This is a genomic window from Chromohalobacter sp. HP20-39 (genome assembly GCF_033052815.1).
Taxonomy (GTDB): domain Bacteria; phylum Pseudomonadota; class Gammaproteobacteria; order Pseudomonadales; family Halomonadaceae; genus Chromohalobacter.
Genome location: NZ_JAWHTP010000961.1, coordinates 1 through 251 on the forward strand (window position 1 = coordinate 1; position 251 = coordinate 251).

Below are 251 nucleotides of genomic sequence, written 5' to 3' on the forward strand. Positions count from 1 at the left end.
GCCCTGCGCACGCCGGGCAAGCTCGTCGTCTACCGCCGGCCGGCCGAGTTCGCGCGCGTGGCCGCGCGGGCCCGCGGCAGTGCGGCGGAGCAGGCCCTGTCGCATGACGAATGCGTCGCGCTGGAGCCGGCACTGGCCGACACCGAGGCCACGCTGGCCGGTGGCATCTTCACGCCCGGCGAGGCGGTGGCCGACTGCCAGGCCTTCTGCGCGGCGCTGCATCAGCGGCTGGGTGCCGAGGCGCACTTCCG

Annotated in this window: 1 protein-coding gene; it reads left to right on the forward strand. The window is 76.5% G+C overall.

The genetic code is table 11. From position 1 onward, the window contains the following. Positions 1 to 251: FAD-dependent oxidoreductase (locus RVY79_RS20815; protein ID WP_317466504.1), on the forward strand; the 251-nt coding region annotated here is incomplete at both ends.